Annotated in this window: 19 protein-coding genes, 1 tRNA gene and 1 other RNA gene; 15 read left to right on the forward strand and 6 right to left on the reverse strand. The window is 62.0% G+C overall.

Translation table 11 applies throughout. The features are described from left to right. Nucleotides 1-252 precede the first annotated feature (252 nt). From ribBA to nusB, 3 genes are all read left to right on the forward strand, one after another. A complete protein-coding gene (ribBA, locus tag CLU92_RS00640; RefSeq protein WP_101480297.1) occupies nt 253-1,371 on the forward strand; it encodes a bifunctional 3,4-dihydroxy-2-butanone-4-phosphate synthase/GTP cyclohydrolase II in 1,119 nt (372 codons plus the stop codon). Between the two features lie 178 nt (nt 1,372-1,549). Next, on the forward strand, nt 1,550-2,032 hold the full coding sequence (gene ribH / locus CLU92_RS00645) for a 6,7-dimethyl-8-ribityllumazine synthase (protein ID WP_094445951.1): 483 nt from the start codon (nt 1,550-1,552) through the stop codon (nt 2,030-2,032). A gap of 91 nt (nt 2,033-2,123) precedes the next feature. After that, a complete protein-coding gene (gene nusB / locus CLU92_RS00650) occupies nt 2,124-2,594 on the forward strand; it encodes a transcription antitermination factor NusB (RefSeq protein WP_070219581.1) in 471 nt (156 codons plus the stop codon). 222 nt (nt 2,595-2,816) lie between these two features. Here nusB and CLU92_RS00655 read toward each other — a convergent pair whose 3' ends face one another. Continuing rightward, the gene (locus tag CLU92_RS00655; RefSeq protein WP_166674840.1) at nt 2,817-3,734 is read right to left on the reverse strand and encodes a lytic transglycosylase domain-containing protein; all 918 of its coding nucleotides are present in this window, start codon (nt 3,732-3,734) and stop codon (nt 2,817-2,819) included. A 478-nt stretch (nt 3,735-4,212) separates the two neighbouring features. On the opposite strand from CLU92_RS00655, the gene ubiD reads away from it, so the two are divergent. The 7 genes from ubiD (at nt 4,213) to CLU92_RS00690 (ending at nt 11,980) form a co-directional block, all read left to right on the forward strand. Then, entirely contained in the window at nt 4,213-5,697 is a 1,485-nt protein-coding gene (ubiD, locus tag CLU92_RS00660; protein ID WP_099380300.1) for a 4-hydroxy-3-polyprenylbenzoate decarboxylase, read from the forward strand. A gap of 175 nt (nt 5,698-5,872) precedes the next feature. Next, nucleotides 5,873-5,971, forward strand: an RNA gene (gene ffs, locus CLU92_RS00665) — signal recognition particle sRNA small type. Nucleotides 5,972-6,221: 250 nt separating this feature from the next. Then, nucleotides 6,222-8,531: a DNA polymerase III subunit gamma/tau gene (gene dnaX, locus CLU92_RS00670; RefSeq protein WP_101480299.1), complete on the forward strand. Its 2,310-nt coding sequence runs from the start codon at nt 6,222-6,224 to the stop codon at nt 8,529-8,531. A gap of 41 nt (nt 8,532-8,572) precedes the next feature. Then, a complete protein-coding gene (locus CLU92_RS00675) occupies nt 8,573-8,899 on the forward strand; it encodes a YbaB/EbfC family nucleoid-associated protein (protein WP_101480300.1) in 327 nt (108 codons plus the stop codon). Between the two features lie 47 nt (nt 8,900-8,946). Further along, the gene (gene recR / locus CLU92_RS00680; RefSeq protein ID WP_086138528.1) at nt 8,947-9,537 is read left to right on the forward strand and encodes a recombination mediator RecR; all 591 of its coding nucleotides are present in this window, start codon (nt 8,947-8,949) and stop codon (nt 9,535-9,537) included. A 3-nt stretch (nt 9,538-9,540) separates the two neighbouring features. Continuing rightward, nucleotides 9,541-10,758 (forward strand): CaiB/BaiF CoA-transferase family protein, encoded by a 1,218-nt coding sequence (locus CLU92_RS00685; RefSeq protein ID WP_101480301.1) that lies wholly within the window; start codon nt 9,541-9,543, stop codon nt 10,756-10,758. Between the two features lie 88 nt (nt 10,759-10,846). Then, complete coding sequence (locus CLU92_RS00690; RefSeq protein ID WP_101480302.1) at nt 10,847-11,980, forward strand: esterase-like activity of phytase family protein; 1,134 nt, start codon at nt 10,847-10,849, stop codon at nt 11,978-11,980. On the opposite strand, the gene CLU92_RS00695 is transcribed toward CLU92_RS00690, so the two are convergent. The 4 genes from CLU92_RS00695 to CLU92_RS00710 all read right to left on the reverse strand — a co-directional run bounded on the left by CLU92_RS00695 (nt 11,949) and on the right by CLU92_RS00710 (nt 19,550). Next, nucleotides 11,949-14,108, reverse strand: a complete 2,160-nt coding sequence (locus tag CLU92_RS00695) for an EAL domain-containing protein (RefSeq protein ID WP_101480303.1) — start codon at nt 14,106-14,108, stop codon at nt 11,949-11,951. The two genes, CLU92_RS00690 and CLU92_RS00695, sit on opposite strands and share 32 nt — an antisense overlap. A gap of 1 nt (nt 14,109) precedes the next feature. Continuing rightward, entirely contained in the window at nt 14,110-16,980 is a 2,871-nt protein-coding gene (locus CLU92_RS00700) for a response regulator (protein WP_101480304.1), read from the reverse strand. 309 nt (nt 16,981-17,289) lie between these two features. Then, nucleotides 17,290-17,490 carry a YbdD/YjiX family protein gene (locus CLU92_RS00705; RefSeq protein WP_010396213.1) on the reverse strand — a complete coding sequence of 67 codons (201 nt, stop codon included), beginning with the start codon at nt 17,488-17,490 and terminating at the stop codon, nt 17,290-17,292. Then, nucleotides 17,490-19,550, reverse strand: a complete 2,061-nt coding sequence (locus CLU92_RS00710; RefSeq protein ID WP_101480305.1) for a carbon starvation CstA family protein — start codon at nt 19,548-19,550, stop codon at nt 17,490-17,492. Before CLU92_RS00710 ends, CLU92_RS00705 begins: the two co-directional genes overlap by 1 nt. A gap of 242 nt (nt 19,551-19,792) precedes the next feature. Here CLU92_RS00710 and CLU92_RS00715 point away from each other — a divergent pair, with 242 nt between their 5' ends. From CLU92_RS00715 to CLU92_RS00735, 5 genes are all read left to right on the forward strand, one after another. After that, on the forward strand, nt 19,793-21,163 hold the full coding sequence (locus CLU92_RS00715) for a cache domain-containing protein (RefSeq protein ID WP_101480306.1): 1,371 nt from the start codon (nt 19,793-19,795) through the stop codon (nt 21,161-21,163). 17 nt (nt 21,164-21,180) lie between these two features. Further along, nucleotides 21,181-21,810 carry a response regulator transcription factor gene (locus CLU92_RS00720; protein WP_101480307.1) on the forward strand — a complete coding sequence of 210 codons (630 nt, stop codon included), beginning with the start codon at nt 21,181-21,183 and terminating at the stop codon, nt 21,808-21,810. Between the two features lie 263 nt (nt 21,811-22,073). Next, nucleotides 22,074-23,198: an EAL and HDOD domain-containing protein gene (locus tag CLU92_RS00725; RefSeq protein WP_306821351.1), complete on the forward strand. Its 1,125-nt coding sequence runs from the start codon at nt 22,074-22,076 to the stop codon at nt 23,196-23,198. Nucleotide 23,199: 1 nt separating this feature from the next. Continuing rightward, the gene (locus CLU92_RS00730) at nt 23,200-25,254 is read left to right on the forward strand and encodes a bifunctional diguanylate cyclase/phosphodiesterase (RefSeq protein WP_101480309.1); all 2,055 of its coding nucleotides are present in this window, start codon (nt 23,200-23,202) and stop codon (nt 25,252-25,254) included. Between the two features lie 94 nt (nt 25,255-25,348). Continuing rightward, nucleotides 25,349-25,438, forward strand: a tRNA-Ser gene (locus CLU92_RS00735). Nucleotides 25,439-25,464: 26 nt separating this feature from the next. Here the strand turns inward: CLU92_RS00735 and CLU92_RS27295 are convergent. After that, complete coding sequence (locus tag CLU92_RS27295; protein WP_143452497.1) at nt 25,465-26,031, reverse strand: hypothetical protein; 567 nt, start codon at nt 26,029-26,031, stop codon at nt 25,465-25,467. Nucleotides 26,032-26,416 lie beyond the last annotated feature (385 nt).

A 26,416-nucleotide genomic window follows, 5' to 3' on the forward strand; every position in this document is an offset into this window, starting at 1 on the left:
TCAGGTCTGCAAGCGCTAAATCCTTTAAAATAGCAGGTTATAAGAAAATTCCCGGAAATTCGCGGAATATTCGCGCTCGACGTTTCAATTTCAGTTTCAGTTTTTAGTTACATTAACAACGCCCGGAAAAACCGTCGCGAGCGGAAGGGAGAGGTGGCTGAGAAGCGCAACCGTACGAAGGTACGGTGAGCATCGCAGGCCGCCTATACCAACGCGCAGCAGGTTTTGCCTGGCGTCTCAAGAGGATGAATAATGTCTATATCCAGCACCGAAGAGATCGTCGCTGAATTGCGCGCCGGCCGCATGGTGATACTGGTCGATGAAGAAGACCGGGAAAATGAAGGCGATCTGGTGCTTGCCGCCGATTTCGTGACACCTGAAGCCATCAATTTCATGATTACGCATGCGCGTGGTCTGGTCTGCCTGACCCTGACGGAAGAGCGTTGCGACGAGCTGAACCTGTCGATGATGACCTCGCGCAACGGTACCGCCTACGGCACCAACTTTACCGTCTCCATCGAAGCGGCCGAAGGCGTAACGACAGGCATATCCGCCGCCGACCGCGCCAAGACCATCCAGGTGGCCGTGGCCAAGGGAACACAGCCCAGCGATATCGTCCAGCCTGGCCATATCTTCCCCCTGAAAGCGCAAAAGGGCGGCGTGCTGATGCGCGCAGGCCATACGGAAGCCGGTTGCGACCTGACGGCCATGGCCGGCCTGACGCCCGCGTCCGTGATTTGCGAAATCATGAAGGACGACGGCACCATGGCCCGCCTGCCGGACTTGCTGGTGTTCGCTGAGCAGCATGGCCTGAAAATCGGCACGATTGCCGACCTGATCCATTACCGCAGCCAGACGGAATCGCTGGTCGAACGCGTTGCCGAGCGTAAGCTGCACACGGCGCACGGTGAATTCCGCTTGATCGCGTTCCGCGACAAGCCCAGCGCGTCGGCCCACCTGGCCCTCGTGCATGGCGACCTGGCGCCCGGCCTGGAAGCGCTGGTGCGCGTGCACCAGCCTGTTTCCCTGCTGGATGTGCTGGAAAGCGAAGCGACCACTCACTCGTGGACGGTGGCCGCCTCGATGGCCGCCATCAAGCAGTCCGAGCGGGGCGTGATGGTTTTGCTGAACTGCGGCGAAACGTCGGGCGAACTGTTTGCCCAGTTCGCCGCGCTCGATACGCCGCAAGCCAAGCCGAAAGGCCGCGCCGCCAGCATGGACTTGCGTAGCTACGGCATCGGCGCGCAAATCCTGCGCGACCTGGGCGTGAGCAAGATGCAATTGCTGGCCAGTCCACGCAAGATGCCGTCGATGGCCGGTTTCGACCTGGAAGTGACAGGTTTTCAGTGCCATCCGGGCCAGGACGCCTAACTAAATCTACTGCGCGTCGCGATTTGCGGCCTGCGATGCTCACTGTACTATTCGTACAGTTGCGCTTCTCGGCCACAACTCGCTGCCGCTCGCTACGATTTTGTCAGGCGTCGATGTGAGAGTAAACGATGGCGGCATGTGCGTGTCGCCCAGAACCACCAGATTAAAGAGGCATATGATGACCGTAGGAACATACGAAACCAATTTTGCCGGCGAAGGTTTGCGCGTCGGTATCGTCCAGGCACGATTCAATGAAATCGTCGGTGGTGGCTTGCTGTCGGCATGCCTGGAAGAGTTGAGCAAGCTGGGCGTGGCCGATGAAGATATCCTGCACGTGACCGTGCCGGGCGCCCTGGAAATCCCACTGATTCTGCAAAAAATGGCAGAAACCGAGCAATTCGACGCCCTGATCGCACTGGGCGCCGTGATTCGCGGTGAAACCTACCACTTCGAGCTGGTATCGAACGAATCGGGCGCAGGCATCACGCGCATCGGTCTCGATTACGGCATCCCCATCGCCAACGCAGTGTTGACGACCGAAAACGACGAGCAGGCGGAAGTGCGCATGCTGGTCAAGGGAGCCGAAGCGGCACGTGTGGCAGTGGAAATGGCCAATCTGGCGCAAGCGCTAGAAGAGTTGCAAGACACAGACGAGGATTAATCGTGCTTGCGCCGCGGCGTGCTGTCCAACAGCACGCCGCGGTATTCGTCACTATTTGCAGTACATACGTATTTAAGAACAGGTAACAATCATGACTGAGAAAAATTTGCTCGCCAATCCCAGCAAAAACCGCACGCCGCGTCACCGCGCGCGCGAGTTTGCGCTGCAGGGCTTGTACCAGTGGCTGCTGAACAATGAAGACGCGACCACCGTCGTGAACAATATTCGCGCCGCGCATGGCTTTGACAAGGCCGATGGCGATCACTTCACGGTGCTGCTGTATGGCGCCATCAAGGATTCGCTGGCGCTGCGCGACAGCATGGCACCCTTGATTGACCGCAATATCGCGGAACTGTCGCCCATCGAACACGGCATCCTGCTGATTGGCGCGTTCGAGCTGAAGAACAACATGGAAATCCCGTACCGCGTCGTCATCAACGAAGCGGTCGAACTGGCCAAGTCGTTTGGCGGTATCGACGGCCACAAGTATGTGAACGGCGTGCTGGACAAGCTGGCAGTGAAATTCCGCGAGGAAGAAGTCAACGCCAACAAGCGCAAGTAATATAGGTAGGGATCCAGCGGCGAAGGCCGCAATGGATGCAAAAAGGGCAGACTGAAAAGTCTGCCCTTTTTGCTGTCGGAGTGTTGCGCATTAACGCATCGGCGCCTCTTCAAACCGTAGCGAGCAAGCCCGATGTCGGGTTGAGTAACGCAGCTGTACTGGAGTACAGCGAGTAACGCCGACCCGAGAGCGGGCTGCGCAGTAGGTTGGAAGAGCGCGCTACTACAGGCCGGCGATCTCGTTGTGGGGCAGCACTTTGATGGTGATGCCGCTTTCCGCTACCGGCGCCTTGGCTGGCGCTGGCGTGTTCGATGCCATCACCGGCGTCGTCGTCGGCACGCGCTGGCCTGCCGACACTTGCTTCAGGCGGCGGTATTCGGCCAGCACGCGCGAGCCGTAGCCCGAGTCGGTGGCGAAGTTGGCGGCGCCCACGTAGGTTTTCAAGCCCGCTTCGACGGAACCGCCACGCGTGACGTAGTCTTTCAGGATCAGGGAGCCGACACGGATGTTGGCGACCGGGTTCAGAGCTGCTTGTACGCCGCCCATTTCCTGGAAGCGCTCATGGTGCACTTTCGACATGACTTGCATCAAGCCTTGCGCGCCCACGGGGCTTTCCGCGAACGGGTTCAAGCCCGATTCGATGGCCATCACGGCCAGGATCAGCAGCGGGTCCAGCTTGATTTCACGTGCTGTCAGGTAGGCCGTCGACACGAGCATATTGGTGGCGTCGTTGGCCACGCGGTAGCGCTTGGAGAGCCAGTTGGTGACCCATTGCTGCTGCTTTTGCGTGCCCAGCAAGGCTTTTTCTTCTTTGCTCAGCGGTGCCTCTTTGGCGGCGGCCGTTTGCACGGATGCAGGCGCTTCCATCAGTGCCGACAGAGCCGGCGCTTCGACAGCTTGCGCTTCTGCCATCGGCAGCGGGAACAGGCTGTGCGTCAGTTGCTTGCCCAGGTCGGGGCGGAACATCAGCAGGGCGATCAGTGCCAGGGCGGAAATGCCGAAGACTGTCAGTGTATGTTGCGCCGTGGTCAATACGCCACGGGCCGAAATGGCTTGTGCGCGGGCGCGCAAACGCGCCAACGCTGGCTGGCCAGCCACGGTTGAAGCAGGCAAGGCTGCTTCAGTGCTACGATGAGTCATAGAGTTCCCCGAAATGTCGCGTCAACAGGCAGTCCCTCCGCGGTTTCGCGGTGTTGTGGGTACTGCCAATGCCGTGCATCAGAAATATCATCGTTTCCGCCGCGTATGGATGCGTGCGAGAAACGCCGTCATTGCTTGCTTGAGCTGATCGGTCCCATGCTGGTATTGGATCAGTCGCAATACAACTTTTACCGGGGGTAAGGCAGACGCCTTTTGAAAACACTCCTTAAAATGTCATGTGGAGCCCCGACTCCGTGAATGAAAGAGAAACGCTAAAATCAAGCTCTGGGCCGGCGTGCTCTTTCAAGTTGGGCGAATTGTAGAAGCCGTTTTATATCAAGTCAATACTAACGAATCGATTCTTTATTACTTTTATGTCTTACTTTTTGTCTTGCATTGTGCCAAAAGCCAATAAAATCAATTACTTGGCATAGATCCTTCAGCAACGGCGTCCGACGTCAAAAAAAATTAAAAACACATGAAATATTCAGATTTGCGAGATTTTATTTCTCAACTGCAACAAATGGGTGAACTTAAGCCCATTTCGACCCCCATTTCACCGATTTTGGAGATGACCGAAGTGTGCGACCGCACCTTGCGCGCAGGTGGGCCTGCCTTGCTGTTCAATAATCCCACGGGATACGACATGCCGGTGCTGGGCAATCTGTTCGGCACCACGCGTCGCGTGGCGCTGGGCATGGGGGCGGAGGATGTCAGCGAGTTGCGCAAGATCGGCCATGTGCTGGCGCGCCTGAAGGAACCGGAACCGCCGAAGGATTTCAAGGATTTGCTGGGCCTCGGCTCGCTGGTGAAATCCGTGTGGGACATGTCGCCGAAAGAGTTGCGCGGCGCCAAGTGCCAGGAAATCGTCTGGGAAGGCAACGACGTCGACCTGGCGCGCCTGCCCATCCAGCATTGCTGGCCCGGCGACATCGCCCCCCTGATCACCTGGGGCCTGGTCATCACCAAGGGGCCGAACAAGAAGCGGCAAAACCTGGGCATTTACCGCCAGCAAGTGCTGGGGCGCAATAAAGTCATCATGCGCTGGCTGGCCCATCGGGGCGGGGCGCTGGACTTCCGGGAGCATGCGATTCAAAGCAAGGGCAAGCCGTACCCGATCGCCGTGGCGCTCGGTGCCGATCCCGCTACTATATTAGGGGCCGTCACGCCGGTGCCGGACAGCCTGTCCGAATATCAGTTCGCCGGCTTGCTGCGTGGCAGCCGCACGGAGCTGGTGAAAGCCATCGGCAGCGAGCTGCGCGTGCCCGCGTCGGCCGAAATCGTGCTCGAAGGCCATATCTACCCGGACGAAAATCATCCGAGCGGCTATGAACACGCGCTGGAAGGGCCGTATGGCGACCACACGGGCTACTATAATGAGCAGGACAGTTTCCCCGTGTTTACCATCGACCGCATCACCATGCGCCGCGACCCGATCTATCACTCTACGTACACGGGCAAACCACCCGACGAGCCGGCCGTGCTTGGCCTGGCCCTGAACGAAGTGTTCGTGCCCCTGCTGCAAAAGCAGTTCAGCGAAATCACCGACTTTTACCTGCCGCCCGAAGGCTGTAGCTACCGCATGGCCGTGGTGCAGATCAAGAAGCAGTACGCGGGCCACGCCAAGCGCGTGATGTTCGGCGTGTGGAGCTTCCTGCGCCAGTTCATGTATACCAAGTTCATCGTGGTGGTCGACGAAGATGTGAATATCCGCGACTGGAAGGAAGTCATCTGGGCCATCACCACGCGCGTCGACCCCATCCGCGATACCACCCTGGTCGACAACACGCCCATCGATTACCTGGACTTCGCCTCGCCGGTCAGCGGCCTGGGCAGCAAGATGGGTATCGATGCGACGAATAAATGGCCGGGCGAAACGACGCGCGAGTGGGGCACGACGATAGCCATGACGCCGGAAGTGAAGGCCAAGGTGGATGGCATCTGGCAGGAGCTGGGTTTGTAGGTATTGGGTAGGTCGGAGTAGGTCGGGTTAGCGCTTGCGCGTAACCCGACGTTGCTTGCATGTTCACGATCTGCATACTCGGCAGTGTCGGCTTACGGCCTGCGGACTAAGCCGACCTACGCAGCATTGACACGGCAATTTCCCAATCCTGCGCAGACCGGTTATAATTGTCCCTGGCGGGCCCCTGCGCATCGTGGCATGGCTAACCTGGTCAGGTCGGGAACGAAGCAGCCACGGCTATTAACCATGAGTGCCGCAGATCAGGCTCGCCTCCTTCGGGATTGTTGTATCGGGATCGTCAATCAAGCTGCCATGGGCAGCTTTTTTGCTTTTACGGCCACATTTTCCCGTGGCGCCGCAGCATTGCCGGGCTTGCCGTGTTTTCCATATTTCCACCTGGCCATGTTATACAATTGCTGCTTTGCCGCGTTTGCCAAGTCTTGCTTGAACTTGACCTGGCCCGGCCATGAGGCTTGCGCCCGTCGCGCAGGATCACCCGCAAAATCGCATGGTAAAATCTCAGCATGTCCTATCAAGTCCTCGCCCGTAAATACCGCCCCAAGAATTTCGAGACGCTCGTCGGCCAGGAGCACGTCGTGCGCGCGCTCACGCATGCCTTGCACAGCGGCCGATTGCATCACGCCTATCTGTTCACGGGCACGCGCGGCGTCGGCAAGACGACCCTGTCGCGCATCCTGGCCAAATCGCTCAATTGCATCGGCCCCGATGGCACGGGCGGCATCACGGCCCAGCCTTGCGGCGTGTGTGTAGCGTGCACGGCAATCGATGCGGGACGCTTTGTTGACTATATAGAGATGGATGCGGCATCGAACCGCGGCGTCGATGAAATGGCGCAGTTGCTGGAACAGGCGGTGTATGCGCCAAGCAATGCGCGCTTCAAGGTCTATATGATCGATGAGGTGCACATGTTGACGAACCACGCGTTCAATTCCATGCTGAAGACGCTGGAAGAGCCGCCCGAGCACGTCAAGTTCATCCTGGCCACCACGGACCCGCAAAAGATTCCCGTGACCGTGCTGTCGCGCTGCCTGCAGTTCAACCTCAAGCAGATGCCGCCCGGCCACATCATCAGCCACCTGGACAATATCCTGGGACAGGAAGGCATCGCCTTCGAACAGCCGGCCTTGCGCCTGCTGGCCCAGGGCGCCCACGGTTCCATGCGCGATGCGCTCTCCTTGACGGACCAGGCCATCGCGTACGCGGCCGGTGCAGTCACCCTCGATGCAGTGCAAGGCATGCTGGGTGCGCTCGACCAATCCTATCTGGTGCGCCTGCTCGATGCGCTGGCGCAGCAGGACGGTGCCGATCTGCTGGCTGTGGCCGACGAGATGGCCTCGCGCAGCCTGTCCTACAACGGCGCCCTGCAGGATTTGGGCACCTTGCTGCACCGCATTGCGCTGGCGCAAACCGTGCCGGCCGCCTTGCCGCAGGATTTGCCCGAATACGCGGACATTGTCCGTTTGGCTGGTGCGTTTGACGCAGAAGAAGTGCAGCTGTTTTACCAGATTGCCGTGCATGGCCGCAATGAGCTGGGCCTGGCGCCCGACGAATACGCGGGCTTTACCATGACCTTGCTGCGCATGCTGGCCTTTCGGCCCGGCATAGGCGGCGCCGATGGCGTGCCGGCGGCCGCGCCAGCATCAGCTCCGGGCAACCGTCCCGGCTTTGTCGCCGCCGCGCGCGCCGCAGCAGGTTCGGCTCCCGCCGCCCGCGCCGCCACGAACAGCGTGGCCAGCCATGCAGCCGTGACACCGCCTGCCGTCGTGGCCGCCACTGCCGCCAGCATGGCCCGCAGCGAAGCGCCGCCGCCACGCGTGCCTGCTCCTGCACCTGCACCGGCACCGGCACCCGTTTCCGCCCCGGCGCCAGCTCCGGCCGCGCCTCCGCCAGCCGCTCCGGCTGCGGCTGCCCCGGCCGCATCGGGCGCCCCTATCAGTTCCGCCCGCGCCGCCATCAATGCCGCGCTGGAAGCGGCACGTGCCGCCTCGAAAGGCCGCCCGGGCAGTGCGCCGTCGGCGCCATCGTCGGCGCCCAAGCCAACCGCACCGGCACCGGCCGCTGCCGTAGCCACGCCAGCCCCAACCGCGCCCGTCCAGGCAGCGCCGCCACCGCCCGCCGCCGCGAAAGCGCCGGCGCCATGGGAAGATGCGCCACCCGTGGCCGTCATGGAAGCGCCCACACTCGTGCAGCCGGCACGCCAGGCGCCGCCGCCACAGCAGGCGCCGGCCGACGACGACTTGCCGCCGTGGGTCACCGAATTTTCCGACGATAGCGCCTCGGCTGCCGTGTCGGCGCCAGCCGCGCAAAGTGCCGAGCAGCCTGCTGTCGTCATGCCACAGCGTGCCGCCAAGCAAGCCGCGCCCAGCGGGCCGTATGTGATTACGCCCGTGCCGGGTCTGGACTGGGATGGCAACTGGCCGGCCGTCGCCGCCGTGCTGCCCTTGCGTGGCGTGGCCCAGCAACTGGCCGTGCAGGCCGAGCTGATCGAATGCCTGCACGACGGCCACAGCACCACGTTCCGCCTGCGCGTGCCCATCGACACGTGGCGCAGCCCCGCCAACGTGGAAAAGCTGGCTGCCGCGCTGACCGAACGCTTTGGCCGCAAGGTCAATGTCGACACGGAACTGGGCGCCGTCTGGTACACGGCCAGCGCGGAGGCGCAGGCCCACCGCGAGGCGTGCCAGCTGCAAGCGGAAGAAACCATCGCAAGCGATCCCTTCGTGCTCGACATGAAGCGTGCATTCGACGCTTTTGTCGTGCCGGGCACGATTACCCCTGCACCGGCCGGCTCCGCCGCGCCGACCCTGCATTGATGATTAACACACTCACAAACTGAATTGAACGGAGCATTCTCATGATGAAAAATCAACTGGCTGGCCTGATGAAGCAGGCGCAAGCAATGCAAGACAACATGAAAAAGGCCCAGGAACAACTGGCGCTGGTGGAAGTGGAAGGCCAGTCCGGCGCCGGTCTGGTGAAGATCGTCATGACGTGCAAGAACGACGTCAAGCGCGTCTCTATCGACCCATCCTTGCTGGCCGACGACAAGGACATGCTGGAAGACCTGGTGGCCGCTGCCTTCAACGACGCCGTGCGCAAGGCGGAAGCGACGTCTGCGGAAAAAATGTCAGGCTTGACCGGCGGCATGAACTTGCCAGCCGGCTTCAAAATGCCATTCTGATGCCATACCGCATGCGCTCGATCTGTGGCACGGGGCAGGGTTGATCCATGTCCAAGTCGCTTGAATTTTTGACCGAGGCGCTGCGGCGCCTGCCCGGCGTCGGCCCCAAGTCGGCGCAGCGGATGGCGTTTCATTTGTTGCAGCACGATAGGGAGGGCGCGGCCATGCTGTCGCGCGCCCTGTTCCAGGCCGTCGATGCCGTGCATCACTGCGGCCTGTGCAATACCTTTACCGAACACGAAGTGTGCGAGACCTGTCTCGACGAAGAGCGCGACAAGCGCTTGCTGTGCGTGGTGGAAACGCCCGCCGACCAGCTGATGATCGAGCAAACGCTGACCTACAAGGGCCTGTATTTCGTGCTCATGGGGAGATTATCTCCGCTGGACGGCATCGGGCCGAAAGATATCCACCTCGAAAAACTGCTGAGCCGTGCCAACGATGGCGTGGTCGGTGAAGTGGTGCTGGCCACCAATTTCACCAATGAAGGCGAAGCGACGGCCCATTACATCAGCGAAATGCTGAAGGCGCGGGGCTTGCGCGTGAGCCGTCTGGCCCGCGGCGTGCCCGTGGGCGGCGAACTGGAATACGTCGACGCGGGCACGATTGCCCGCGCGATGCTCGACCGCAGGGCAACCTAAATCATGCAAGAGAAAACGTCGGCTGGTCCTTTGGCGGGTATCAAAGTCCTGGAACTGGGCACCCTGATCGCGGGGCCGTTCTGTGCCCGCATGCTGGCCGAATTCGGCGCCGACGTGATCAAGATCGAGTCGCCCGATGGTGGCGATCCCATCCGTACCTGGCGCGTGCTGAAGGATGGCACCTCGCTGTGGTGGTCGGTGCAGGCGCGCAACAAAAAAAGTCTGACCTTGAACCTGAAAGCGCCGGAAGGCCGTGCCATCGCGCGCCAGCTGGCCCTGGAGGCGGACATCATCATCGAGAATTACCGCCCCGGCGTGCTGGAAAAGTGGGACCTCGGCTATGAGCAGCTCAAGCAGATCGAGCCCTCCCTCATCATGGTGCGCCTGTCCGGCTTTGGGCAGACGGGGCCGATGAAGGACTTGCCCGGCTTCGGCGCCATCGGCGAATCCATGGGCGGCTTGCGCTATGTGTCCGGCTTTGCCGACCGCCCGCCCGTGCGGGTCGGCGTATCCATCGGCGACTCCGTGGCGGCCCTGCATGGCGTAATCGGCGCCATGATGGCCTTGCGCCACCGCGACGTGACGGGCGGTGCGGTCGCCGGTATAGGCCAGATGGTCGACGTGGCCCTGTACGAATCCGTGTTCAACCTGATGGAGTCCCTGGTGCCCGAATACGACCAGGCGGGCGTGGTGCGCGAGCGCACGGGCGGCGCTTTGCCCGGCATCGTGCCCTCGAATACCTACACCACGGGCGATGGCGAAAACATCGTGATTGCCGGCAATGGCGATGCCATCTTCAAGCGGCTGATGCTGGCCATGGGCCGCATCGACATGGCGGGCGACCCGCAACTGGCGCGCAACGATGGCCGCGTGGCGCGCACGCAGGAAATCGACGACGCCATCGGCGCCTGGTGCGCCACGCACACGATAGACAGCGCGCTGGCCGTGCTGAAGGCGGCCGACGTGCCGTCCGGCAAAATTTACTCCGTGCGCGACATGATGAGCGATCCGCAGTTTCTCGCCCGTAATATGATCGAGCAACACCATTTCGCCGACGGCACGCCTGTCAAATTGCCCGCCATCAGCCCGAAACTGTCCGCCACGCCGGGCAAGACCCAGTGGCTGGGACCGACCCTGGGCCAGCACAACGATGAAGTGCTGGCGTCGCTCGGCTATGACGCTGCCGCCATCGCGCGCTTGAAGGCGGATGGGGTGGTGTAATTCGTTATTAACCCACACAACTAAAGCTGGGGTCAGACCCGGCGGGTCTGACCCCGGAATTTGCTTCCTGACTTATTTGATACCGATCATGCCTCCATTGTTCCGTACCGCGCTTGCCCTGGCGTCCGCCGCCATCCTTCTCTCCGCCTGTGCCAGCTTCCCGCATGACGCGCCGATTGCCGGCCTGCGCCTGATCGGCGAGCAACGCATCGCCTTGAAACAGGCATTCCAGGGCACCACCGTGGGCGGCTTGTCCGGCATCGACTATGATGCGGCCAATAATAGCTGGGTGATGGAAAGCGATGACCGCTCGGAAATCAATCCGGCCCGCTTCTACCGCGCCACCCTGGCCTATGACAGCAAGGCGTTTAGGAGCGTGACGCTGAGCAGCGTGCATTTCTTCACGCAGCCCGACGGCAGCCGCTATCCGAACCTGGCGCATGCCAAGCTCGACAGTGGCGACCAGGTGCCCGATATCGAAACCATCCGCGTCGATCCGCAGGACGGCAGCCTGTGGTACGGCAGCGAAGGAAACCGCAAGGTGGGCTTGCACCCGTTCGTGCGCCACGCCGATAGCGGTGGCCACTACCTGGCAACCTTGCCCACGCCCGCCATGTTCAATGTCTCGAAGGACGAGGTGGGTTCGCGCAACAACATGAGCTTCGAGGCACTGTCGTTCTCGTCGGATGGCAAGAGCCTGTGGCTGGGCATGGAAGCGGCCCTGTACCAGGATGGCCCGTTGGCCACGCCCGGCAACGGTTCCGTTGTGCGCATCACGCGCCTGGACCGCGCCGGCAAGGTGCTGCGCCAGTATGCGTATGCTATCGAACCGGTGGCGTCGCGGCCCGCGCCGGGGCGCGAAGCGGACAATGGCGTGTCGGAAATCCTCGCCGTGAACGACCACCAGGTGCTGGTAGTGGAGCGGGCCGGCGTGGAAAACGCGGACGGCATCTATACGAATCACGTGCGCGTCTACGCGATGGAAACGGATGGCGCCACCGATATCCAGGCCATCCCGGCCCTGGCGGGCGCGGCCTATGTGCCGGCGCGCAAGCGCTTGCTGCTGGACCTGGAAAAGATCGGCCTTGAAAGAGTCGACAATATCGAAGGCATCAGTTGGGGCCCGCGCCTGGAAAACGGCCGCCGCAGCCTGGTAATGATTTCCGACGATAATTTCAACGCCCAGCAAGTCACGCAAATCCTTGCTTTCGAAGTGCTCTAGATTGCAGGCTGGCCAGCGGACCCTTCTGCCTGGCCAGCATGGCCGTGATCGTGTCGTGCGGCGAGGGATGGCCCAGGAAATAGCCTTGCGCCATGTCGCAGCCGTATTTTTCCAGCATCAGCAGCTGCTCGTCCGTCTCCACGCCCTCGGCCACCACCACCATCTTCAAACCGTGCGCCATGGCGATGATGGCGCGCGTGATGGCCGCGTTTTCCGTATCCTGCGGCAAGCCGGCAATAAAACTCTTGTCGATTTTTAATGCCCGCACGTCGAAGCGTTTCAGGTAATTCATCGACGAGTAGCCCGTGCCGAAGTCGTCGATGGACAGGTACACGCCGATGCCGCGCAACTGCTCCAGGGTCACCATGGTGGCGCGCGCATCGTCCATCAAGGTTCCTTCCGTCAACTCCAGCTCCAGCAGGCGCGCGTCGAGGCCCGTGTCGGCCAGGGCCGAGAGCACGATCTGCATCAGGTTTTCATCCTTGAATTGTTTGGCCGACAGGTTCACGGCCATGCGGATGGCGCGTCCGCCATCGCTTTGCCAGGCCTTGGCCTGGTTGCACGCCGTGCGCAGCACCCATTCGCCGATGGGCACGATCAATCCCGTCTCTTCGGCCAGCGGGATGAATTCCGTGGGCGAGATGATGCCCCGCTCGGGGTGGCGCCATCGGACCAGCGCTTCCACGCCCACGATCTGTGTGCTCGGTACGTCTATCTGCGGCTGGTACAACAAGTACAGCTCGTTGTTCTGCAAGGCCTTGCGCAGCCCCACTTCCATCTTCACATGGCTCATGATTTCCATCGTCAGCGAAGAGCTGTACAGCTTGGCGTTGTTCTTGCCGCAGTTCTTCGCATGGTACATGGCCGTGTCCGCAAATTTGAGCAGCGAGTTGCAATCCTCGCCATCTTCCGGATACAGCGAGATGCCGATGCTGGCCGTGACGAAAATCTCGTGCCCCTCGATCATGAAGGGCCGCCGCATGGCTTCCTTCACCCTGTGCGCCACGTTCAGCGCGTCTTCCACCCGCTCCAGGTCGGGAATTAATATCGTGAATTCATCGCCGCCGAGACGCGCCAGGTTGCTGTCGCCGAAGGTGGCCTCACAATCGTGCTCGGTGCGCAGCACCAGGTCGCTGGGGCGGATGGTTTCGCGCAGGCGCTCGGACACCACCTTGAGCAGGTGGTCGCCCACGTCGTGGCCCAGGGTGTCGTTGATGCGCTTGAAGGCATCGAGGTCCATGAACAGCACGGCGAATTTCTTGTCGTGCTCTTTCGAGCGCAGCAGTTCGCGTTCCAGTGTTTCCAGAAAGGCTTGCCGGTTGGGGATGCCCGTCAGGCTGTCGCAATAGGCGAGGCGGCGGATCTGTTCTTCCGTGCGCTTGCGCTCGCTGATATCGCGCACCAGGCCCAGCACTTCGTCGGCCCCCGTCGCCACCAGGCGCGCCTCGAAGTGACGCGTGCTGTTTTCGTGGGTGAGTGTGTAGTCGACCGAGCCGATGTGCTGCGTGGCCAGCACGGCGTGCGCCTTGTCCAGCAGGCGCGCGGCGATTTCGGGCGGCAGCACGTCGCGGATATGGCTGCCCACGCAGTCGCTGAGGGAAAAGCCGGCGCTGGCGTCGTGGCCCTGTTCGTAGTCGAGATAAAAGCCTTCGCGGTTCAGGCGAAAGAAGGTGTCGGGGATGGCGGCCAGCACGGCGCGGTTGTGCGCGTCGGCAATGCGCAGGCGGGCGATGGCGTCGCTGGCGCGCAGGACGTACAGTGCGCGATGGCCCAGGATGGGCCAGTTGATGGGCTTGGAAATGAAATCCGTGGCGCCCACTTCGTAGGCACGCGTGACCGCATCCAGCTCGTCGTCGCCCGTGACCATGATGATGGGCACGGTGCCGCCCACTTCCTGGAGGCGGATTTCGCGGCATACGGCAAAGCCGTCCAGGGCCGGCATGTCGACGTCGAGCATGACCAGGTCCGGCCCGCTGTGCTTGTAGCTGGCCAGCGCCTGCACGCCGTCTTCGGCCTCGATCACGTCCAGGCCCACCTGCGTGAGCATTTTCCGCATCAGCATGCGCATCACGGGATCGTCGTCGGCAACCAGCACCAGGCCGCGTGGGGAAGGGAGGGGCGCTGTCATGTCAGTGTTCCTTCACGAGGATGGCGCTCAGCGATTCGCGTACTGCCAGGAAGGCTTGCTGCATCTGCAGCAGCAGGATAGTCGCACCGTCGGTACTGCCAGCGCGGCCCAGTTTTTCCATCTCCTTGCATAGCTGCGCCAGGCGATCGGCGCCCACGTTGGCGCTGCCCGACTTGAGGCTGTGGGCCACCTTGCGCAGCGCATCCGCATCCGCGCCGGCAATCGCTACGCGCATGGCGCTCAATTGGCGCGGCGTCTCGCTGGTAAAAGCGAGGATGACCCGCTCGAGCAGCGCATCGCCATCGGCGCGCGACAGGGTGCGGATGTTTTCCAGCGCCTGCCGGTTCAGCGGCTGGCACGCTGGGAGGGCGGCGGCCAAAGGCGGCGCCACCTCCGGCGGTGTCTGCGGCTCTGGCTCTGGCTCTGGCGCCACGCTGTGGTGCACGGTGGCCGCGCGCGGCAGGGTGATCCAGCGCGCAATCGTGTGGCCCAGGTCTTGCTGCGTAAACGGCTTGCTCAGGTAATCGTCCATGCCGGCCGCCAGGCATGCTTCGCGGTCGCCCTGCAACGCATTGGCCGTGATGGCGACGATCGGCAGCACGCGCGCATGGCCGCACTGCTGTTCATGGCGGCGGATTTCCGACGTGGCGGCAAAGCCATCCATCACGGGCATCTGGCAATCCATCAGTATCAAATCGAAATCCTCGGCCTGCGCCGCCTGCAAAGCCTCTTCGCCGTTGCCCGCACACACCACGTCCAGACCCAGGCTGTCGAGCATGGCCAGCGCCACTTCCACGTTGACGCGATTGTCCTCGGCCAGCAGCACGCGGCGGCGCTGGCGCCGGCCCACCTGGCGGGCCGTGTATGGCGGATGGATGCGCATGCCCTCGCTGGCCCGCGGCGGCGTGACGATGCAATCGAACAGGTCGCATTCGCGGGCCGGCTTGATCAGCTGGAAGGCCACGCCCGCCTCGCGCCGCTGCACGGGATCGGCCGCCGCCTGCTCCGTGCTCAGCAGCAGAAGCTTCAGGTCGGCCAGCAGCGGCTCGCTCTTGATGTTGGCCGCCAGGGCCAGGCCGCTGGTGCGCGGCAATTCCATGTCGAGCAGGGCCACGGCATACGGGGTGCCCGCCTGCGCGGCCGCGCGCAGCTTGGCCAGGCAGTCACTGGCCGTGCCGGCGCTGTCGCTGACGATGTGCCAGCTGGCCAGCTGCCGTTCCAGCACGGCACGCGTGGCGGGTGTGTGGTCGACGATCAAGGCGCGTAATCCTCGTGTGGTTTTCAGGTTGAAGGACGGGTCGTCGCTGTCGACCCGTCGCTTATCGAAATTTACTTCGAACCAGAAGATCGATCCTTGCGTTAAAGCATTATCAACGCCGATAGTGCCGCCCATCAGTTCCACCAGCTGTTTCGAGATCGTCAATCCCAGGCCCGTGCCGCCGTGCTTGCGCGTGGTCGAGCCGTCCGCCTGCGAGAATGATTCGAAGATGCGCGTCTGTGCCTCGTTTGACACGCCGATGCCCGTGTCGTGCACCTCGAAGCGCAAGCCCACGCTGGCCGCATCTTCGCTGCACACTGCCACTGTCACGGTGACCTTGCCCGTTTCCGTGAACTTGATGGCGTTGCCCAGCAGGTTGACGATGATCTGGCGCAAACGGTTGGGATCGCCGCAAATGGCAATGGGAATGTCAAACGCGATATCGAATTCCAGGCTGATATTTTTCGCTTCCGCCTGCGGCGCGAACACGTGCTCTATATCGTCGAGCAATTCGCGGAAATTGAAGCGGATGTATTCCACGCTCAGCTTGCCCGCCTCGATCTTGGAAAAGTCGAGGATATCGTTGATGATCACCAACAAATTCTGCCCCGAGCGCTGCACCATGCTCGTGTAGTGGCGCTGCTGCGGGCTCAAAGGGCTGGCCAGCAGCAGTTCCGTCATGCCCAGCACGCCATTCATGGGCGTGCGGATTTCATGGCTCATGGTGGCGAGGAAGGCACTTTTTGCCTGGCTGGCTGCCTCGGCTGCATCCTTGGCCTTTTCCAGCTGCGCCGTGCGCACGCCCACCTGGCGCTCGAGCTGGTCACGGTAATTGGCCAGGGTGCTGTCGCGGCTGTCGATCTGCGCCAGCATGTCGTTGAAACTGTCGATCAGCACGCCCAGCTCGTCGCTGCGCTGGTGCGCGATGCGGTGGCTGTAGGTCTGGCTGCGGGACACTTTTTGCGCGGTATCGATCAGCTTGGTGATCGGCTCGGCGATCACGCTTTTGAAACGCCGCGCCAGGAAGACGGCGATCAGGAAGGACAGTACGGTAGCGCCGCCGATGGCGCCCACGTGGCGGCCGATGTTGCGCCACATGTGGTTCAGGTCGGCTTCGATCAGTACGGCGCCGACGATCTGCTGCGGCGCGCCCAGCCGGTAGACGGGACGGTACAAGCGCATGGTGGGCGCCAGGGGCGTGCCCGCGCCTTGCGTGACGGGCTGCACGGCCATGTCGGCCAGCAAGGCCGGGTCCATGTCTTCCGGCGTCGCCAGGCCCGCCAGCTCCTTGTCGTGCTGCGGCGCGCGGTACAGGGCGAACAGGCGTCCGCCCCGGTCGAACAGGGCCGCCTGGGCGATCTCGTCGCGCGCTGCCAGCGCCGCCAGCATCTGTTCCGCCTGCGGCTGTGCCGATTTTCCCACCATCAATGGCGCCGCGCTGGCCGCACCGATCACCCCCGCCAGGGACAGCAGTTGCTTGCCTTCATCGTTCTTGTGGCTGAGCACGGACGTCAGGGCTAACGCCACGAACACCAGCAGCAGCGCGCAGCCCGACGACAGCACGGAGATCATGGTCAGCTTCTGGCTGATGCTGGAGCGGTGGAAATTGAACATGGTGGCGGCGCTTCCCCGGTCGGCCCCTTGACTGTTTTTTAATTCCTATTGGAAAAATATAGACGCGAAGACACACCCTGATGTTGATATGGGTCTAAGGGAGGAGAGGGGAGGGGAACTTATACGAGATGAAACAAATAGGGCGGTTCCGCAAGACCGCCCTCAAATTATTGCTGACCAACAACATCTGACCCAGCCGTAGCGAGCGGAAGGCAGAGGTGGCCGAGAAGCGCAACCGTACTGAAGTACGGTGAGCATCGCAAGCCGCCTATGCCGACGCGCAGCAGGCTGGGTCAGGTGTCACCACAACTAGCAACAGCCGCCGCGCTTGCCGGCTCCGCCGTAGCGGGCTTCCTGGCGTTCGCGGAAGAACTCTTCATACGTCATCATCGGCTCGCCGGGATGGGTCACTTCCCGGTGCGCCACATAGGTGTCGTACTCGGGCAAGCCGCACATCAGCCGCATGCTTTGCCCCAGATACCGTCCAGCCTTGATGATTTCATCGATCATCATTGCACCGTGGGCATGGCCTGGAACGGCGTTTCCTTGGTGCTCGGACGGCTGTCGGCGCGCGCCTTCATGATGGTGCGGATGCCGAAGAACAGCACGCTGATCACGACGATGACGAAGAAGGCGGCCAGGCCGGCGTCCAGGTAATCGTTGAAGATGATCTGCTGCATCTGCGCTACCGACTTGGCCGGCGCCAGCAGGGTGCCTTCATCCAATGCCGCCGAATATTTCTTCGCGTGCGCCAGGAAGCCGACGCGCGGATTGGCATCGAAGATCTTTTGCCAGCCGGCCGTCAGGGTGCACAGCAGCAGCCAGATGGTCGGCGTGATGGTGACCCATGCGTACTGGCCCTTCTTCATCTTGAACAGCACGCAGGTGCCGAGGATCAGCGCTATCGCCGCCAGCATCTGGTTGGCGATGCCGAACAGTGGCCACAGGGTGTTGATGCCGCCCAATGGATCGACCACGCCCTGGTACAGGAAGTAGCCCCAGGCCGCCACGCACAGGCCCGTGGCCAGCAGGTTGGCGATGACGTTTTCCGTCTGTTTCAAGCTTGGCACGAAGCTGCCCAGCAAGTCTTGCAGCATGAAGCGGCCCGCACGCGTACCCGCATCGACGGCCGTCAGGATGAACAGCGCTTCGAACAGGATCGCGAAGTGGTACCAGAAGGCCATCATGGCCTTGCCGCCGATGGCGCCGGAAAGAATCTGCGCCATGCCGACCGCCAGGGTGGGTGCGCCGCCAGCGCGCGAAATGATGCTGTGCTCGCCCACGTCCTTGGCCGTCTGCGTCAGCATTTCCGGTGTCACATAGAAGCCCCATTGCGAGATCGCCTGTGCGGCGGACTCTGCCGTAGTGCCGATCAGGGCGGCCGGGCTGTTCATGGCGAAATAGATGCCCGGCTCGATGGTCGAGGCGGCCACCAGGGCCATGATGGCAACAAACGATTCCATCAGCATGGCGCCATAGCCGATGAAGCGGGCATGGCTTTCGTTTTCAATCATTTTCGGCGTAGTGCCCGAGGAAATCAGCGCGTGGAAGCCGGAGACGGCGCCGCAGGCGATCGTAATGAACAGGAAGGGGAACAGATTGCCCGACCAGACGGGGCCGGAGCCGTCGATGAACTTGGTCATGGCCGGCATTTTCAGGTAAGGCGCGACGACGATGATGCCGATGGCCAGGCCCAGGATGGTGCCGATTTTCAGGAAAGTCGACAGGTAGTCGCGCGGCGCCAGCAGCAGCCACACGGGCAGCACGGAAGCGATGAAGCCGTAGCCGATCAGCATCCACGTCAGTTCCGTGCCGGTAAACGTGAACATCGGGCCGAGAACGGCGTGTTCCTGCACGTACTGGCCGCCGATGATGGCCAGCATCAGCAGCACAAAACCGATGATGGAAATTTCGCCGATGCGGCCCACGCGGATGAAGCGTGAATACACGCCCATGAACAGGGCGATAGGGATGGTCGCCATGACGGTGAAGCTGCCCCATGGGGAGCCCGTCAGCGCCTTGACCACGATCAATGCCAGCACGGCCAGAATGATGACCATGATCATGAAGCAGCCCAGCAAAGCGATCATGCCAGGAATTTCGCCCAGTTCAGCCTTGATCAGGTCGCCCAGGGAGCGGCCGTCGCGGCGCATGGAAATGAACAGCACGATGAAATCCTGCACGGCGCCGGCAAACACGACGCCCGCCAAAATCCACAGCATGCCGGGCAAATAGCCCATTTGCGCAGCCAGCACGGGGCCGACCAGGGGGCCGGCGCCGGCAATCGCTGCGAAATGGTGGCCGAACAGCACATATTTATTCGTCGGCACGTGGTCCAGGCCATCGTTGTGCTTGAAGGCGGGCGTCATGCGGCGCGCATCCAGTCCCAGTACCTTGTCGGCGATGAACAGGCTGTAGAAACGGTAGGCGATCAGGTAGACGCAGACGGCGGCGATGACGATCCAGATCGCGCTGATCGGTTCGCCACGTTGCAGGGCGACGACGCCCAGGGACCCGGCGCCGGCCAGCGCAAGCGCTGCCCAGCCGAGCTGTTTGAAAATGCGGTTCATGCTTCCTCCAGAGATTTGACGGGCGCTATGCCGTGCGATGATGGTGTTTTGCTCCTGGTCGTCGCCAGTTTGATGTTACTTTTGGTGTATTTGCAGCTTATGGCGAGTATTCAGGAATCGTATAATTGCCGCAAGCGCACGACTACGCAGTAACGCTCAGTATTACTACGCAGGGCGATTGCCACGCCGCGACGTAAAATCACGGATTCCCACCAGCATCGACGCCGCCGGAGCGCCAGGCCATGAAACTCAGACAGAAAGTCATCTTCCTGGCTATCACGCCGCTCATTCTTGCCCTGTGCGCCATCGCGTTTGCCGTGCGGCACCAGGCCATCACCCTGGCCGAGCAGCAGCGCGCCACCATCCAGCAAGCCTATCTGGCCAGCAAGGAAGCCGAACTCAAGCATTACGTGACCCTGGCCAGCCATTCCATCGCGTCCCTGTACCAGTCGGGGCGCAAAGATGCCGCCACGCAAGAGGAAGCCAAGCGCATCCTGTCCGCCCTCAGCTATGGCGACGATGGCTATTTCTTCATCTATGATTTGCAGGGCAAGTCGCTGATGCACCCGCGCCAGCCCGAACTGGTGGGGCAGAATCTGTGGCAATTGCGCGACGCGGACGGCAATCTGACCATCCAGCGCCTGATGCAGCGGGCGAAGAGCGGCGGCGGCTTCGAGCGCTACAACTGGATCAAGCCGTCGACGAACAAGTCCGCACCCAAGCTCGGCTATGTGATCTTGATGCCGGAATGGGGCTGGATGATGGGTACCGGCATTTACATGGATGACGTGGACCAGGCGCTGGCCAAGGTCGACGCCCAGCAGTCGCGCAATATCCGCTCGACCATGGAATTGATCGCCGCCATCGCCATCCTCGGCTCCCTGCTGGTGGCCGCCTGCGGCCTGGTGCTCAATTTGCGCGAATTGAGGGTGGCCGACGCCAAGCTGAAAGTGCTGGCGCAGCGGGTGGTCGAATCGCAGGAGGAGGAACGGGCGCGGCTGTCGCGCGACTTGCATGACGGCATCAGCCAGTGGCTCGTTTCCATCAAGCTGCAGATCGAGGCGGGCATCGCGCGCCTGGCCGGCAATGCCGAGCAGAAAGAAAAGGCGCCCGTCACCTTCGAGCGGGCCGCCGAGCAACTGAACAAGGTGCTGGGCGAGGTGCGGCGCATTTCGCACAACCTGCGCCCCGCCATTCTCGACGACCTGGGCCTGGCCGCCGCGCTCGACCACCTGGTGCATGAATTTAACGACAGCAGCAGCGCGCAAGCCAGTTTCACTGCCAGTCCGGCGGCGGCGGGCGAGGGCTTGACCGACATGGTCAATACCGTGTTGTTCCGTATCGCCCAGGAAGCGCTGACCAATTGCGAGCGCCATGCCCACGCCAGCGGCGTGGAAGTGAGCCTGCACGAGGCGGGCAAGGCGGTGGAGTTGCGCATCCAGGATAATGGCGGCGGCTTCGACTTTGACGGCATCGCCCTGCATCCGCAGCGCGGCATCGGCCTGCGCAACATGACGGAACGCATGGAAGCCATCGGCGGCAGCCTGCACATCACTTCCTCGCCGGCCGGCACCATGGTGCTGGCGCGGCTCGCCCTTCCACCCACACATTAATTAATAGATTCCGAGACATGACCGAGACGATCAACATCCTGCTGGTGGACGACCATCCCCTCGTGCGCGACGGCTTGCGCGCGCGCCTGGAGGCGGTGGCGCATTTCGACGTGGTTGCCGAGGCGGGCGGCGCCGACGAAGCCCTGGCCCAGGCGCGCCTCCACCAGGTGGACCTCGTGTTGATGGATATCAATATGCGTGGCATCAACGGCATCGAAGCGACGGCGCTGTTCAAGCAGGCGTTTCCGCAGATTGCCGTGCTGATCCTGTCCATGCACGACAAGCTCGAATATGTGTCGCAAGCCATCGCCGCCGGTGCGCGCGGCTATGTGCTTAAAGATGCTCCAGGGAAAGATATCGTCTTCGCCATCGAGACGGTGATGTCCGGCGGCATTTATTACAGCGCGGCCCTGGCGCGGCAACTGTCGCGCCCGCAAGTGCACGATTCCTTCCTCACCACGCGCGAACAGCAAGTGCTGCAGCACATCGCGGCGGGCCAGTCGAACAAGCAGATCGCCCGCGACCTGGACCTGAGTGTGCGCACGGTGGAGACGCACCGGCTGAACATCAAGCGCAAGCTGGGCATCGAAGGGCAGGCTGAATTGATCAAATATGCGGTCGAGCACGCGCATGGCGGCAGCAACTGACGAGGCGCACGCCGCGCCGTGCTTTATCAAACCCGCATGACAGGCGGGTCTCGCGGGGGAATGTTCTTTTTGAACATTTATTGCCAAAATTAAACTGTTTCGCGGGTGAGATTCGGATAGAATGATTCTCGCTGTCGAGGGCATCCCTGTCGGGCCAGGGTTGCCAATGCTGGTCAGTTTATTTACTATGGCGCCCTACCCACACTGAGATACCGATGTCAGCGTCTGAATCAAACCTGTTTCCGTTGGTGGGATTACAAGCAGTGGCCAATGCTCATAATGAGTGGGTCGCTGTCACCCTGCATGTACCGCAGGCATCGACGGCGCCGCTGCTGGCGGCGCTGGCCGCTGCCGATGCGTATGCGTTTCTGGCACCGCTCGACTGCATCATTCCCCTGGCCGACCCGCATGGCGTGGACGAGGCCGTGCTGGCGCAACTGGCGCCACAACGCACTATCTTCCGTTTGCCGGCCCAGCTTGCCGGCGACAAGCAGATCCAGAAAAAATGCCAGCAATGGCGCGACGCCGGCTACCGCATCCTTCTCGATGGTGCCGATGCCGGTCCCGTGGTGGCGGCGCAGGTGGACGCGCGCGCGCTGAGTTTTGACGCGGCGGGCGCACGCCCGGCCCTGCATCAGCTGCTGCCCTTGCCGGGGCCGCACCTGGCCTACAATATCGTCGACGCGGGGCAGTTTGCTGCCTTGCAAGAAATCGGCGTGAGCTGGTTTGCCGGCGACTATGCCCTGCACCATGCACGCCAGCAAAGCGAGCCGGAAGATGCCACCTCGCGCCGGCGCCTGCTGGCGCTGCTGGGCCTGCTGGCCCGCGATGCCGACGCGCACGAGCTGGAAGTGCCGCTCAAGCAAGACCCATCGCTCAGCTATCATTTATTGAAACTGGTCAACTCAGCCGCCTTCGGTTTCACGGCGCCGATTACCAGCTTCAGCCAGGCCATCACCCTGCTGGGACGGCGCCAGCTGCAGCGCTGGCTGCAACTGCTGCTCTATGCGCGCCAGCAAGACGACGGCAAGATCCATGCGCTGCTGCCGCTGGCGGCCGTGCGCGCGGCACAGATGGAAGCGCTGTGCCAGCTGCGCGGCGGCGATCGCGATGCGCAAGACCTGGCCTTCATGGCGGGCGTGTTTTCCCTGCTCGACGTCTTGTTGGGCATGCCGATGGAAGAGATTATCGCCACCCTGAACCTGGCGCCTGAAGTCAGTGTAGCCTTGTTGGAACGCAATGGCGAGCTGGGTACCTTGCTGGCGCTGGTCGAAAGCGCCACGCCGCCGCCGGAAGGCTTGCGCCGTGCCGGCATCGATGGAGAAACCTATTGGCGCAGCCTGCTACAGGCCTACCAATGGGCGATCCAGGTCAGCCGGAACCTGTAGCATGACCTTGCTGCCGGTGTCGGATTACCTTGGTGACAGCGCCGCCCTGTGCGATGCCGTCGTGCGTTTGCGCGGCCCCGCGCTGGTAGCTGAACTGGGCCGTATCGCCAGCGCCGTGATGGCCAGCCCGCATGGACAGTTCCTGCCCTCAGTCAGCGCCGATGGCGCCACGTCAGCAACGCTGCCCGCGCTTTTCCCACGCGATACGCCCGCCTTGCTGCAGGAAATCAGTTTCGACGGCCACTGCTTCGGCCATTACAGCGTGGCGGGACGCAGCCTGTACAACGACGCCGACCGCCGCCACCTGGCCAGCCTGGCTTCGTTGACGGCCGGCGTGCTGCAGGTGCATTCGCTGGCGCAACGCTCGACCCATGCTTTTGCGCAAGTTGAAGCCTTGCTGGCGCAGCAGACCCAAATCCTCGACCAGTTACACGAATCCGTGCTGACGATGGACTTGACGGGCTACATCACCAGCTGGAACAAGGGCGCCGAGCGCCTGTTTGGCTACACCTCGGTGGAAGCCGTGGGGCGCAACATCCTGTTCCTGTATGACGATGAAGACACGGCTTTCCACGACGCCTTCCTGGAGCAGGGAGGCCGCCTGATGGAGGTGCGCCGCCGAAAGAAGTCGGGCGAGATTTTCTGGGCCAGCCTGTCCTTGTCGCCGCTGCAGGACATGGACGACAAGCCCATCGGACTCATCGCCTACCTGACGGACATCACGGAACGCAAACTGGCCGAGGAGCGCCTGCACCACCTGGCCTATTACGACCCGCTGACCAGCCTGCCCAACCGCACCTTGCTGGCCAAGCTGGTCGACCAGGCCCTCAGTGTGGCGCAGCGCAGCAAGATGCTCGGCTGCGTGCTGTTCATCGATCTGAACCGTTTCAAACTGATCAACGACACCCTGGGCCGGCGCATCGGCGACGAACTGCTGCGCCAGGTCTCCTTGCGTTTTCGCAAGGTATTGCGCGATCAGGACTTGGTGGCGCGCCTGGGCGGTGACGAGTTTGCCGTTGGTCTGTTCGACATCGGCCAGCATTTCGAAGCCAGTATGGTGGCGCAAAAGCTGCTGGCATCCCTGGTGCAACCGTTCCTGATCGAAGGCCACGACTTGCGCGTGGGCGCCAGCATCGGCATCAGTGTGTATCCGCAAGACGGGCATGACGCGGAAACCTTGCTGCGCCTGGCCGACATCGCCATGTATCGCGCCAAGCAGGACAGCGGCGGCGAAGCGGAAAGCGTGGCCTTCTACAGCCAGGACATGAATGTGGGCATGCAGGCGCGCATGCGCCTGGAAACAGGCTTGCGCCAGGCATTGTCGGAAAAGCAACTTTTGCTGCACTACCAGCCGAAGTACGCTTTGGGCAGCGGCCGCATCATCGGCGCCGAAGCCCTGGTGCGCTGGCACCACCCGCAGCACGGCATGATTCCGCCCGCCGAGTTCATTCCCCTGGCCGAATCGACGGGCCTGGTGGTGCAAGTGGGCGAATGGGTGCTGGAAGCGGCCTGCGCCCAGGCGCAGGCGTGGAAGCTGGCCGGCCTGCCGCCCATTCGCTTGGCCGTCAATGTGTCCGCGCGCGAATTCACTTCGGCCCTGCCCGCCAGAGTGGCGGCCACTCTCGCCCGCTACGGCCTGGAAGCGGCCTGGCTGGAACTGGAAATCACGGAAAGCACGCTGATGCACAACATCGAGCGCGTGATCGGCATCATGGACCGCATCACGGCCTTGGGCGTGGCCTTGTCGCTAGACGACTTCGGCACCGGTTATTCAAGCTTGTCCTACCTCAAACGCTTCCCCATCGACACCTTGAAAATCGACCGATCGTTTACCACCGGCATCCCCACCGACGCCAGCGACTGCGCCATCGCCAGCACCATCATCAGCATCGCGCAGCAGTTGCATCACAAGGTGATCGCCGAAGGCGTGGAAACGGCCGAGCAGCTGGCCTTTCTGAAGAGTTCGGGCTGTGACGAAGTGCAAGGTTATTTGTTCTCGCGCCCGTTGCCGGCGGCGGAGTTCGAGAGGGCGCTGCGGGAAAACTGGGGCCTGTAGTTCATGCGTGTTGGCTCTTTCCTGTCAGAAGAACGAGTTGCGACAGTGCCAGCCATTGGTAAGCCACGGACCTTTATGTATAATGCTGCCATCAGGAAGCGTGGCCGAGTGGTTGAAGGCACTAGTCTTGAAAACTAGCGACGGGTTAAACTGTTCGTGAGTTCGAATCTCACCGCTTCCGCCAGAAACATGAAAATAAGCCCTTGATTATCAAGGGCTTATTTTTTTTGTGCTGTCGACTGCAAAATCCCTGATGTAAAACATCAGTTTCAACTTGGCGCCAATTCGCGGAAATGGTTTCCGCAACTCGCCGCTAGCGGGTAGGGCGGACAGCCTGGCCAATGCGCCGATAGACCTTTTCCGTGATGACTTTTTCACTATGTCCCAGCAGGGAGCTGGCGGCGCCCAGGTCGGCAATGTCGCTGGCAGAGCGCGCCCGGATATCGCGGAACTGGAATGCCTTGATGCGGCGGTCAGCTCTTCGTCTCCAGCCTTTAGCGCCAGATCGGCTGCAGCTTTCCGTGCGCTATCGAAGCGCAGGCGCAAATGCCACTTCTTGACCTGGCAACCATTCGGCAGCGCGACGATGAAGGTGGTGCGCGGCCGGTGCGGGCGCGCGTGGATGCGCTCGATGACCTTCGCCAGTTCGGACTTGATGCCGTCGTGCTCGAGCACGATGCGCAGATGCCAGTTTTGGGCACCAACTACATGGAACTGTGCTGACGAACCTATGCAGACACGCTCCCATTCGTCGCATAAGCGTTTGAGGCGGTCCACTGGCTCATGGATATGCCAAACTGGCGCACCGCGCTGACCATGACCGCCACGCCGCGATAGCTGGCAGGGCGGGGCCGCGATAGCCCAGCCGCGCCAGAGCGCGCCAGCCACCACCCAAGCCGCCCATGAGGCGGCTTTTTCACGTCCCGCCGATTAATGTTGCTCTTGGAGCAAGAAAAAGGTTGGTTTCGGCCCGGCGCACGCAGTTTTCCCCCTCCACTCCTGCCCGCTAGTTAGGGGTCTTTTGACTCAAATTTGCGCCATGGCCGGAGGCGCATGAGGACTGGCGTGGCGGGGCGAAGAGGGGGCGCGCGATTTGACGCATTTTGACGCACTTTGATAGAGAGTTAATGTAGCTAGTTCCTCGCTAAATCAAGCAACAACG

This window comes from Janthinobacterium sp. 61 (assembly GCF_002846335.1).
GTDB lineage: Bacteria > Pseudomonadota > Gammaproteobacteria > Burkholderiales > Burkholderiaceae_D > Janthinobacterium.

What these genes read in the sequence shown, in the direction of transcription:
- ubiD (WP_099380300.1), top strand. Translation starts at nt 4,213, where the DNA reads ATGAAATATTCAGATTTGCGAGATTTTATTTCTCAACTGCAACAAATG.
- CLU92_RS00695 (WP_101480303.1), bottom strand. Translation starts at nt 14,108, where the DNA reads ATGACAGCGCCCCTCCCTTCCCCACGCGGCCTGGTGCTGGTTGCCGAC.
- CLU92_RS00655 (WP_166674840.1), bottom strand. Translation starts at nt 3,734, where the DNA reads ATGACTCATCGTAGCACTGAAGCAGCCTTGCCTGCTTCAACCGTGGCT.
- CLU92_RS00700 (WP_101480304.1), bottom strand. Translation starts at nt 16,980, where the DNA reads ATGTTCAATTTCCACCGCTCCAGCATCAGCCAGAAGCTGACCATGATC.
- recR (WP_086138528.1), top strand. Translation starts at nt 8,947, where the DNA reads ATGTCCAAGTCGCTTGAATTTTTGACCGAGGCGCTGCGGCGCCTGCCC.
- ribBA (WP_101480297.1), top strand. Translation starts at nt 253, where the DNA reads ATGTCTATATCCAGCACCGAAGAGATCGTCGCTGAATTGCGCGCCGGC.
- ribH (WP_094445951.1), top strand. Translation starts at nt 1,550, where the DNA reads ATGACCGTAGGAACATACGAAACCAATTTTGCCGGCGAAGGTTTGCGC.
- CLU92_RS00685 (WP_101480301.1), top strand. Translation starts at nt 9,541, where the DNA reads ATGCAAGAGAAAACGTCGGCTGGTCCTTTGGCGGGTATCAAAGTCCTG.
- CLU92_RS00675 (WP_101480300.1), top strand. Translation starts at nt 8,573, where the DNA reads ATGATGAAAAATCAACTGGCTGGCCTGATGAAGCAGGCGCAAGCAATG.
- CLU92_RS00715 (WP_101480306.1), top strand. Translation starts at nt 19,793, where the DNA reads ATGAAACTCAGACAGAAAGTCATCTTCCTGGCTATCACGCCGCTCATT.
- CLU92_RS00730 (WP_101480309.1), top strand. Translation starts at nt 23,200, where the DNA reads ATGACCTTGCTGCCGGTGTCGGATTACCTTGGTGACAGCGCCGCCCTG.
- nusB (WP_070219581.1), top strand. Translation starts at nt 2,124, where the DNA reads ATGACTGAGAAAAATTTGCTCGCCAATCCCAGCAAAAACCGCACGCCG.
- CLU92_RS00720 (WP_101480307.1), top strand. Translation starts at nt 21,181, where the DNA reads ATGACCGAGACGATCAACATCCTGCTGGTGGACGACCATCCCCTCGTG.
- CLU92_RS00705 (WP_010396213.1), bottom strand. Translation starts at nt 17,490, where the DNA reads ATGATCGATGAAATCATCAAGGCTGGACGGTATCTGGGGCAAAGCATG.
- CLU92_RS00690 (WP_101480302.1), top strand. Translation starts at nt 10,847, where the DNA reads ATGCCTCCATTGTTCCGTACCGCGCTTGCCCTGGCGTCCGCCGCCATC.
- CLU92_RS00710 (WP_101480305.1), bottom strand. Translation starts at nt 19,550, where the DNA reads ATGAACCGCATTTTCAAACAGCTCGGCTGGGCAGCGCTTGCGCTGGCC.
- dnaX (WP_101480299.1), top strand. Translation starts at nt 6,222, where the DNA reads ATGTCCTATCAAGTCCTCGCCCGTAAATACCGCCCCAAGAATTTCGAG.